Here is a 10,641-nt window from a genome sequence, read left to right as displayed (position 1 = left end):
GAACAGCGCCATGCCGACGATCAGCGCCGCGAGCGGAATGACCAAAGCCTCCGCCCGCCGCGCAATCCATTCCACCGCCGCCGAATAGGCCTTGGCGCTGAAGAGTGCCGGCATGCCGGCCCCTGTCATCGTGTCCGTCATCGCCCCACCCCCTCAGATCAGGCGGTCGAACCGACGACGCCCTCGACCAGATAATCCATGCTTTCGAGTTCGATCGCGGTCTCCGGGAATGCTTGGCTCGCGGTGGCGACGACAGCCCCCTTGTTGCTCTTCAGCGGTCCCTTGATGACGGCGAAGCCGCCGTTCATCATTTCGGCCAGCGTGGCGTCGAACTGCTTGCGCGCCGGCTCGCCGACGGCGGGACCGAGCGGGCTCATCTTGACGAAGCCGTCGGCCAGGCCACCGCGCGTGAAGTTGGGCAGTGGCGTGCCGGCGATGAGGTCGTCGACGAACATCTTGTAGACCTTGGCCCAGTTCCACTCGGCCCCGGTGAGGTATTTTTCCGGCGCCAGCGGGCTCTGGTTGGCGTGATAGCCGCACACGAAGGCCCCACGGCCGGCGGTCGTCTCGACCACCACTTTCGGGCTATCGACATGGCAGCTAATAACGTCGGCGCCCTGGTCGACCAGTGCGTTGGTGGCTTCCGCTTCCTTGACCGCCAGCGACCATTCGCCGGTGAAAATGACCTGGCAAGTGATGGTCGGATCAACCGAGCGCGCGCCGAGCAGGAAGGAATTGATGTTGAGCAGCACCTGCGGGATCGGCTTGGCGGCGACGAAGCCGAGCTTCTTCGTCTTGGAGGTGTGGCCGGCGACAACGCCGTTGAGATACTGGCCCATACCGATATAGCCGAAATAGGAGCCGGCATTCATCGGGTGCTTGGCCTTGTCCCACATGCCACCGCAATGGCGGAACTGCACGTCGGGGAATTTCGTGCACATGGCCAGCATGTGGGGGTCGAAATAGCCGAACGAGGTCGGGAAGATCAGCGAGGCGCCGTCGAGATTGATCATCGATTCCACCGTCTTCTGGACGTCGACCGTCTCCGGCACGTTCTCCTCCTCGACGATGGAGATGCCCTCGATACCCTTCAACGCCGCCGCCCCTTCGGCATGCGCCTGGTTGTAGCCGTAGTCGTCCTTCGGCCCGACATAGATGAAGCCGACGGTGGCGGCAGCGGCAAAGGCCCTGCTGATGGGGAAGGCAGCGGAGGCAAGCCCGAGTGCGGCTCCAGCGGCGGAGGTCTTGAGTAGCTCGCGGCGGTTAAGCGTGAATCTCGCGGTCATTGTGAATGCTCCCCTGTAAGGACCCTTTCCGGGCCGGTTAACATGCCGTCAACAAAGTGCATGCAATCGCCATGCCAGTTTCTTTGGCGAAATTAATGAATGGAATCAATCGTACCTTTAAAGAGCCTGCTTATGTAGCGGGCAATTGCATGCACTTCTTGCCTTGAAAACAGCCAATTTGACAGGCAGATTAAAATAGAGGCATACAGGGGTATGTTGAGTCGATGGGCCGCTGCGTCGACCCTCCACAAGAAGACGGGGCGGAGGAGATTTGTCGGGGAAGCGCAACTTGATCAGGTCGGGCAAGACCGTGGATCAGATGGTGAGGGCGATCGGGGACCGGATCGTCACCGGCTACCTACGCCCCGGCGAAAAGCTCGACGAGACCTCCCTCGCCGCCCGCTTCGACGTATCACGCACCCCGGTCAGGGAGGCGCTCGGCCACCTCAGCGCCATGGGGCTGGTCGAAAGGCGGCCCAACCGGGGTGCTATCGTGGCTGTCGTGACGCAAGAGCATCTCGCCTCGATGTTCGAGAGCATGGCCGAACTGGAGGCGATCTGCGCGCGCTTCTCGGCCGAGCGCATGACCAGTGCCGAGCGCCGCTCGCTCGAGATCGAGCATCAGGCTTCGGCGCGGATGGTGCAACTGGGCGCCGAGGAGGACTACGAGTATTTCAATACCGAGTTCCACACCCGGCTCTATCGTGGTGCCCACAACCCGCATATCCACGATCTCACCGTGATGACCCGCAGCCGGTTGGCACCCTTCCGGCGCGCTCAGTTCATGCTGCCCGGACGGTTGGCCAAATCCTGGCAGGAACACGAGCTAATCGTCACCGCAATCATGCGCGGAGACGGCGCTGCTGCGGGCAAGGCCGCCAGGGATCATGTCTCTATCGTCAGCGAGGCGAGCGCGGTGTTCGCGGCTGATGGCGGCAAGCCAGTTCGGCGGGACGTGGCCTGAAAATTCCGAACATCCCGAATCTCGGACGATGTCTGCTTCCAGGCGGCGCACAGTATCGCGCAACGGCTGATATGAGGCGCTACTCTGCTCGGCAGCAAGGCTTTGAAGCAGCATGGTCAACCAGACCGATATACGTGCCCCAGTTGGTATTCTACGTCGAGGCGTGAGCGATGAGGGACTAGATGTTTGATCCCAGATTTTGATGGGCATCCTTGTCCTCCGAATCAAGGGATGCGCTATGGGCCAGGTTCTTCATGGGAGCGCCACGACGACAGAGGCGGTCCGTCGAGCGATACAGCATAGTCAAGAGAGCCTGAGGGCGCTGGCGAAGCGCTACGGGGTCAACCAAAAGACTGTTGCCAAATGGCGGGAACGGACCTCGGTGGCAGATTTGCCGACCGGTCCGAGAGAGCCTAGATCGACAGTGCTCTTGCCCGAGGAGGAGGCCGTCATAGTCGCCTTCCGGCGCTACACTCTGTTGCCACTCGATGACTGCCTCTATGCCTTACAACCGACGATCCCACACCTGACGCGCTCATCACTGCATCGCTGCCTGCAGCGCCACGGCATCAGCCGCCTGCCGGACGTAGAAGGCGACAAGCCGGCGAAGAAGAAGTTCAAGAGCTATCCGATCGGCTACTTCCACATCGACGTCGCCGAGGTGCGCACAGAACAGGGCAAGCTGCACATGTTCGTCGCTATCGACCGCACCTCGAAATTCGCCTTCGTCGAACTGCATGAGAAGGCCACCACCGCCATATCGAGAGACTTCCTACTGCGCCTGATCGCGGCCGTGCCCTACAAGGTCCACACTGTCCTCACCGACAACGGTATCCAGTTCACGACGCCCGGCGCCGGCGGTTCGGCCGTGCCATTGATCAAGGAGGCCATCGCAAACGGCGAACGCTTCTGGGCCCATGCCTTCGAATAGGCTTGCGCCACGAACGACATCGAGCACCGAACGACCAAGGCAAGGCATCCGTGGACCAACGGCCAGGTCGAGAAGATGAACCGGACTATCAAGGATGCAACCGTCAGGCGTTTCTATTACGAGAGCCACGACCAACTCCGCCAGCATCTTGCCGACTTCATCTCGGCCTACAACTTCGGTCGCAGGCTCAGACCCTCAAAGGCCTTACGCCCTACGAGTTCATCTGCAAGGCGTGGGCGTCACAACCGGAACGCTTCAAACTCGATCCGCTCCAGCAAATGCCGGGACTAAACAGCTAGAGCACTCCCGCCCTCTAAAGCGATTTTACATCATCCGGAAACTGGGCGCAGATCGAACCACCGAGGCAGAAACGGAGAACGCCAGCTCTGCGGAGTAAGGTACGGACTGCAACAACATTGCGCGACGGCGAAATTCGCCGCCGAAACTACGCTATTGCCGCCGTTTGTACCCTCACTCCCACTCGATTGTTAAAACAGCGTATAAGCCATTGAAGTCACTGGCAAATATTTTTCAGCGCCGTGCAAACTCCGACATTGAGACCATCAAAAAGTTACGCTTTGATTTTGAAGGGGAAATCGCCGCAGAAAATATTTTGAGGTTTCACCAACTATCGACGTCAATCGGACGTTTTTTTGCACTTTGCCGCGCCTAACGGAGCGCCCTACTCCGCTTCGAAAAGTACCGTCAGCGGGCCATTTCACGCCACAACTTGCGCCATTTGGCCCCAAGCGGACAGGGCCGGATGATCCGATCGATAGTGGCGGCCACGGTCGTCAGGATGCATTCCCCTCAGGATCTTCAGGGGACACCGCCCCGAGCGGGTGACCTTATTCAAGACTTCGTTCTTCGGTCCTATCGGTAAAGCTCGATGTGCGAATCCGAATAGCGCCTCGTGTCTAATGCCCTGCGTCGTAGGTGATCGAAATCCTAGAAGACGGTTCCCTGACAAACAGACCTTCCCCAGGAGACTCGCGAACCGCATCCAGAACCAAACGCTTCGGGATGCCAGCTTTAACGACCAGCGTACTTACAACTTGAGAAACGGATAGAGATGAAGCAGTGGACACTTCGGCAATCGTCGGGGAAGCGCGCTAGACTGACGGCCGCAAACCGCGCTCGAATTCGCCATCAACAACCCGTTGAGCAAGCCTCTGCGAGATGTCGGCGTAAAAGCCAGGCTGGCTAAGATCCGTTACCGTGACGCCGGCCTTGCCGGCCAGATGTGCCGCAATCACATCCAGAAGCGGCTTTCCTGCGCTGTCGGCGCCGACTGCAATCTTCATTGGTCCTTCCTTCCGTTTTTGCTGTTCGTCCGTTCAACGCCTTCAACGGCGTTGGGGACCTGCTCGGGCGTGCTCACCAGACATTTCGACCTGCGGCCAACGGTGAGCTTTCGTATATCCTCCCACGCTTGACATTTGTCGATCTCTAATCGACTATTGTAAAAATCGACATCGAGGAACGAAGACCAGTCGTGTCGATCCGCTCGCGCCAAGGGAGGGTGCCGGGCGTCCATGGGAGAGAGAAATTGGAATTTTTGCTCGAGGTGGAAGGGCTGAAGAAATCCTTCGGCGGCGTCGCGGCCTTGCGCGAAGGCCGCTTTCAACTTCGCGCTGGCACGGTTCACGCACTCTGCGGCGGTAACGGCGCGGGCAAGTCGACCTTCCTCAAGATACTGATGGGCATCTACAAGCGTGATGCCGGCACAATCCGCCGCCGCGGCAAGGACGTGGAATTCGCAGGCCCGGCCGACGCATTGGCCTCGGGCATTGCCATCATCGAACAGGAACTCAGCCCTGTCCCTCACATGACGGTCGCAGAGAACATCTATCTTGGCCGCGAGCCTTCGCGGTTCGGAGGCATCGATTTCCGCGCGATGAACCGGTCCGCGCAAAAGTTGCTGGACGATCTCGAATTCGATATCCGAGCCACGCAATACATGATGAACCTCTCCGTCGCGCAGATGCAGCTCGTCGAGATCGCCAAGGCGCTCAGTCACGACGCCGAGGTCATCTTCATGGATGAGCCGACATCGGCGATCGGCGAACGCGAGGCGCAGCATCTGTTTGCGGCGATCCGCCGCCTGCAGGCCCAGGGCCGCGGCATCGTCTATGTTTCCCACCGGCTGTCGGAGATCTTCCAGATCGCCGATTCCTACACGGTCTTTCGCGACGGGGCCTATGTCGGCAGCGGGACGCTGGCCGACATCGACCGACCCGGGCTCATTCGCATGATCGTCGGCCGCGAGCTGTCGGAAGAATACATCAAGACCAACACACCCACCTTGGAAACCGGCCTCGAAGTTGCCGGGCTGAGTTGCCCCAACAAAATCGAGGATATCTCCTTCTCCGTGCGCAAGGGCGAGATCTTCGGCATCTACGGCCTGATGGGCGCCGGACGGACGGAGATCTTCAATTGTCTGTTCGGGCTCGACAAGCCTTCGGCGGGAAGCGTCTCGGTCGACGGAGTGAAGATAGCCGTTTCGAAGCCATCGGATGCCATGGCGCATGGGCTGGCACTGGTCACCGAGGACCGCAAGCTGACCGGCCTCAATCCGAGCGCCTCCGTTCGTGCCAACATTTGCATGGCGAGCCTGCCGGAAATGAGCCCTGCCTTTGCCATGGATCGCGCCCGGGAGGCGCAGGCAAGCCAGCAGATGCAGGAGCGGTTTCAGATCAAGGCGGCGCGCGACACGATGCCGGTTTCCGGCCTTTCAGGCGGCAACCAGCAGAAGGTGGTGCTGGGCAAATGGTTCCTTCGAAATCCGAAGGTCCTTCTTCTGGACGAGCCGACCCGCGGCGTCGACGTCGGCGCCAAGCGTGAAATCTATCGAATCATCTGCGAATTCGCCGCTGTCGGCGGCACGGTGGTCATGATCTCGTCGGAAATCGACGAGGTTCTGGGCATGTCGGATCGGATCATGGTGATGCGCGCCGGCCGAAGCGCCGGCATCTACAGCCGGGAGGAAACGGATGCCCAATCACTCGTCCACCTTTCAACATGAGCAAGGACTGGGTGCCCGTCCGGCAGCAGAGGAGTCAGTAATGTCGGTTGGCGACAAGGAGAATACGAATGGCTGGCTCGGTTCGGAGCAGCGCCGGATGCTGATCCAGGAATACGGCATCTTCCTTGCGTTCCTCATCCTGGCGGCCGTGCTGTCGGTCTCCAACGAGTTCTTTTTGACCGCCGGCAACATCTCCAACGTGCTGTTGCAGACCTCTATCAACGGTGTCCTCGCCATCGGCATGACCTTCGTGATCCTCACGCGCGGCATCGACCTTTCGGTCGGTTCCATCGTCGCGCTTGCCGGCCTCATCAGCGCCAGCTTCGTCACCACATCCGCCACCGCCGGGATTGCAGGCGCGCCCTACCCTGTCGTCTTCGGCCTCGGCATCGGCCTGCTGGTCGGCGTTGCCTGCGGCGCCGTCTCCGGCGTGATTGTGTCGCGGTTTTCCGTGCCGGCCTTCGTGGCGACGCTCGGCATGCTGTCGGCGGCACGCGGACTGACGCTGATCTATGGCGGCGGCCGACCTGTTCCCGCGCTGACGCCGGCCTTTCGCTGGATCGGCACGGGCGACGTCCTTGGCTTGCCCGCACCGGTCATCATTCTGGTGGTGGTGTTCGCCGTCTCCTGGTGGATCCTCAACCGGACCCGCTTCGGCCGTTACATCTATGCCGTTGGCGGCAACCCTCACGCCGCCAGGACCTCGGGCATCAACACGACCCGCATTCAGTTCGTCGTCTATGTCATCTCCGGCGGTCTTGCCGGCCTCGCCGGAATGCTGCTCAGCGCCCGCACCGGCTCCGCGCTGCCGCAGGCCGGCATTGCCTATGAACTGGACGCGATCGCGGCGGTGGTGATCGGAGGAACCAGCCTTTCGGGAGGGGTCGGCCGGGTGACCGGCACGCTGATTGGCGCGCTGATCATCGGCGTCATGAACAACGGCCTCGACCTGATGGGAATCCAATCCTATTACCAGCAAGTGCTCAAGGGCGCCCTCATCGTCGGCGCCGTGATGCTCGACCAGAAGAGAAACTACGGGGCCTAAGCCCCCTTTCGGGATCGGACCTGCACAACGCGTGTCCGTTGATAGGCGAACCATGTCGGTCGCTCACTTAAGGTGGAGGTACGAAATGAAAAGATTGATGATAGCGCTCGCATCCGCGACCGCGTTGTTGGCCTCGCCGGCCATGGCGCAGGAGAAGATCAAGATCGGCGCGGCGCCTTACGGATTGAATGCCGAGTTCATGCAGATCTGGGCGGCAGCGCTTCAGGATCATCCAGCCGTCAAGAGCGGTGAAGTCGAGCTGACGATCTTCGACGGCCGCTATGATGCCCTGGTCCAGCAGGACCAGTTCAAGACGATGGTCACGCAGAAATACAATGCGATCATCTTCGCGCCGATCGATGTCGACGCGGGCGCGGCTGCCGTGCAGTCGGCCGCCGATGCCGGCATCCCGGTTGTCGGCTCGAACACCCGCGTCAATTCCGACCTGCTGGCCTCTTATGTCGGATCCGACGACACGATCTCTGGCTACATGGAAGCCAAGACCGTGCTCGACAAGATCGGCTGCAAGGGCAATGTGGTCATCCTCGAAGGACCAGTGGGGCAGTCCGCGCAGATCTCTCGTCTCGAAGGCAACAAGAAGGCGCTTGCCGAGTGCCCGGATGTCAAGATCCTCGAAGATCAGACAGCAAACTGGTCGCGCGCCGAAGCCCAGACGCTGATGGAAAACTGGCTCACCGCGCACCCCAAGCAGATCAATGGCGTGATCGGCCAGAACGACGAAATGGCGCTCGGGGCGATCGAGGCGATCAAGGCCGCAGGCCTGGACGTGAAGAGCTTCGCCATTGCCGGCATCGACGGCATCACCGATGCGCTGCACGCCGTCAAGGCCGGCGAGATGACATCGATCCTTCAGGACGCGCGCGCCCAGGCACAAGGCGCGCTCGATCTTGCCATCTTCAATGCCAAGAAGGGCGACTACAAACCACAGTCCGACATCTGGGCAACCTACAAGGACATGCCGTGGAAGGACGGCAAGGAGAAGATCTACAATGTGCCATGGACGCCGGTGACGGCGGAAAACGTCGACAAGCTTCTTGCGACGCGCAAGTAACGCAGCCCTGGGGTGTGCTTTCCTGCACACCCCACTTTTCAACAGGCCGAGAAGAGAACCATGACGGATTCAGTACGGGTTGATCTCAACTTTTCACTTGGCGGCAAGGTCGCTCTGGTCACCGGCGGCGCCTCCGGCATCGGCAGTGCGATTGCCTCGGCATTTGCCGAGAAAGGGGCTGCGGTCGGCGTGATCGATATCAATGAATCGGTTGCGCGATCGAAGGCCGACGAACTCGGCAACGGCGCGAAGTCCTTCGTCTGCGATGTGTCCGATCCGCAATCCGTGGAGGCCGTGTTTGCCGCGGCGCAAGCCGCTTTCGGTCACATAGACATCGTCGTCAACAGCGCCGGCGTCGTTATGCTTGCTCCCGCCGAGGAGCTCAGTCTCGATGCCTGGGACAAGACCATCGCCATCAATCTTAAGGGAACGTTCCTTGTGTCCCAGGCCGCGGGACGCGTCCTGATCAAGGCCGGCAAAGGCGGCAAGATCATCAACATGGCGTCGCAGGCCGGCACCGTCGCGATCGACCAGCACGTTGCCTATTGCGCCTCGAAATTCGGCGTCATCGGCCTGTCCAAGACGCTGGCCGCCGAATGGGGCAAGCATGGCATCACCGTGAATACGATATCGCCTACCGTGGTTCTGACCGAGCTTGGCAAAAAAGCCTGGGACGGCCCACGTGGCGAGGCGCTGAAGCAACGCATTCCGACCGGCCGCTTTGCCTTCCCCGAAGAAATAGCCGCCGCGGCGGTGTTTCTGGCATCGAACGCCGCCGACATGATCAACGGCGCCGACCTGCTGGTCGATGGCGGCTACACCATAATCTGACCGGCGCAAGATTGGAGCAACAATGCAGCGGTTTATCAACAATCCCGACGAGGTCGTCGAGGATACGGTCAAGGGCTTCGTCAAGGCGCATGCCGACATCGTCAGGCTCGGCGACAATCCCCGCGTCATCATCGCCCGCCAGGCGCCGGTCAGCGGCAAGGTCGGCGTCATCACCGGCGGCGGCTCCGGCCACGAGCCTGCCTTCATCGGCTATGCCGGACGCAACATGCTGGACGCGGTTGCGGTCGGCGAGCTGTTTTCGTCGCCGACAGCAAAGAGCTTCTTCGACGCCGCGCGCGAAACCAATGGCGGCAAGGGTGTCGTCTGCCTGTACGGTAATTATGCCGGCGACAACATGAATGTGAAAATGGCCATCAAGCTCGCCGCCAAGGACGGCATCGAGATCGCAACGGTCGTTGCCAACGACGATGTGTGCTCGGCGGGACCGGATGAGCGCCACAAGCGCCGCGGCGTTGCCGGCGAGATCTTCATGTGGAAATGCGCCGGCGCCAAGGCCGCGGAAAGTGCCGATCTCGCGGACGTGCAGGCAGTGGCGCAAAGGGCGATCGACAACTGCCGCTCGATTGGTGTTGGCCTTGGCCCTTGTACGCTGCCCGCCGTGGGGCACCCCAACTTTCTGATCGAACCGGGCACGATGGAAGTCGGCATCGGCCATCACGGTGAACCGGGCGTCAGGATCGAGCCGCTGAAGCCCGCGGCCGAGATCGCGCGGGACATGGTCAAGATCGTCCTGGACGATCATGACCTTGCGGCCGGAACCGAGGTTGCGATCCTGGTGTCCGGCCTCGGCGCAACGCCGGTCAACGAACTCTACATCCTCAACGGCACGATCGAACAGGAAATCGCCGGGCGCGGATTGAACATCTACAGAACCTACATCGGCAACTATTTCACCTCGCTGGAAATGGTCGGAGCCACGCTCACGGTCATGGCGCTCGACGCCGAACTGAAAAGGCTGCTGGACGTGGACGTCGATTGTCCCGCAAGGCTCTAGGAGACAGACGAATGCAGCACTTTGACAACGCTTCCGCCGGCGACATCGTTCTTTCGATCGCGGATCGGATCATCGAAAATCGGGCCTATCTGAGCGAGATCGACGGCAAGATCGGTGACGGCGACCACGGCGTCAACATGGCCAAGGGCTTCGGCATGGCCGCGGAGCGAATCAGGGGCAACGACGTGTCGCTGGCCACGGCGCTCGATACGCTGGGCACGGTGTTGATGACGGAGATCGGTGGCTCGATGGGACCACTCTACGGCGTCATGTTCACGCAATTCGCCGAAACCATCGAGACATCGCCGTCCATCGACGCAAAGACCTTCAGTGCCATGCTAACCAACGGTCTTGAAGGCGTCCAGGCGATCGGATCCGCCAAGGTCGGCGACAAGACGCTGCTTGATACCCTCGTTCCGGCCATCGAGGCTTTCGACGGCGCCAACGCCGACGGCAAGCCGTTCCCGGAAGC

At 60.9% G+C, this 10,641-nt stretch carries 8 protein-coding genes and 2 pseudogenes; 8 read left to right on the top strand and 2 right to left on the bottom strand.

Annotated features, from left to right (window positions below):
- Positions 1-158 precede the first annotated feature (158 nt).
- Positions 159-1,286 (bottom strand): BMP family ABC transporter substrate-binding protein, encoded by a 1,128-nt coding sequence (locus EOC06_RS19165; protein WP_128308519.1) that lies wholly within the window; start codon positions 1,284-1,286, stop codon positions 159-161.
- Between the two features lie 289 nt (positions 1,287-1,575).
- Here EOC06_RS19165 and EOC06_RS19160 point away from each other — a divergent pair, with 289 nt between their 5' ends.
- Together EOC06_RS19160 and EOC06_RS19155 are read left to right on the top strand one after the other, a co-directional pair.
- The gene (locus EOC06_RS19160) at positions 1,576-2,250 is read left to right on the top strand and encodes a GntR family transcriptional regulator (RefSeq protein WP_127323185.1); all 675 of its coding nucleotides are present in this window, start codon (positions 1,576-1,578) and stop codon (positions 2,248-2,250) included.
- A gap of 238 nt (positions 2,251-2,488) precedes the next feature.
- Positions 2,489-3,480 (top strand): annotated as a pseudogene (locus EOC06_RS19155) (IS481 family transposase).
- A gap of 828 nt (positions 3,481-4,308) precedes the next feature.
- On the opposite strand, the pseudogene EOC06_RS19150 reads toward EOC06_RS19155, so the two are convergent.
- Positions 4,309-4,485: pseudogene (locus tag EOC06_RS19150) on the bottom strand (RpiB/LacA/LacB family sugar-phosphate isomerase); the annotation flags it as partial.
- 245 nt (positions 4,486-4,730) lie between these two features.
- On the opposite strand from EOC06_RS19150, the gene EOC06_RS19145 reads away from it, so the two are divergent.
- From EOC06_RS19145 to EOC06_RS19120, 6 genes are all read left to right on the top strand, one after another.
- A complete protein-coding gene (locus EOC06_RS19145; protein WP_128308518.1) occupies positions 4,731-6,206 on the top strand; it encodes a sugar ABC transporter ATP-binding protein in 1,476 nt (491 codons plus the stop codon).
- A gap of 40 nt (positions 6,207-6,246) precedes the next feature.
- A complete protein-coding gene (locus tag EOC06_RS19140) occupies positions 6,247-7,251 on the top strand; it encodes an ABC transporter permease (RefSeq protein ID WP_127330535.1) in 1,005 nt (334 codons plus the stop codon).
- An 85-nt stretch (positions 7,252-7,336) separates the two neighbouring features.
- Positions 7,337-8,323: a substrate-binding domain-containing protein gene (locus tag EOC06_RS19135; RefSeq protein WP_127330537.1), complete on the top strand. Its 987-nt coding sequence runs from the start codon at positions 7,337-7,339 to the stop codon at positions 8,321-8,323.
- 60 nt (positions 8,324-8,383) lie between these two features.
- Complete coding sequence (locus EOC06_RS19130) at positions 8,384-9,154, top strand: SDR family oxidoreductase (RefSeq protein WP_127330539.1); 771 nt, start codon at positions 8,384-8,386, stop codon at positions 9,152-9,154.
- Positions 9,155-9,176: 22 nt separating this feature from the next.
- Positions 9,177-10,169, top strand: coding sequence for a dihydroxyacetone kinase subunit DhaK (locus EOC06_RS19125; RefSeq protein WP_128308517.1), 993 nt, complete (start codon positions 9,177-9,179; stop codon positions 10,167-10,169).
- A gap of 11 nt (positions 10,170-10,180) precedes the next feature.
- On the top strand, positions 10,181-10,641 hold a 461-nt coding region (locus EOC06_RS19120), incomplete at its 3' end, for a DAK2 domain-containing protein (RefSeq protein ID WP_245469778.1).

It is taken from the genome of Mesorhizobium sp. M7A.F.Ca.MR.362.00.0.0 (genome assembly GCF_004023175.1).
Taxonomy (GTDB): domain Bacteria; phylum Pseudomonadota; class Alphaproteobacteria; order Rhizobiales; family Rhizobiaceae; genus Mesorhizobium.
The sequence above is the reverse complement of the archived record's forward strand: the minus strand, read 5'-3'. Positions and strand labels throughout refer to the sequence as shown.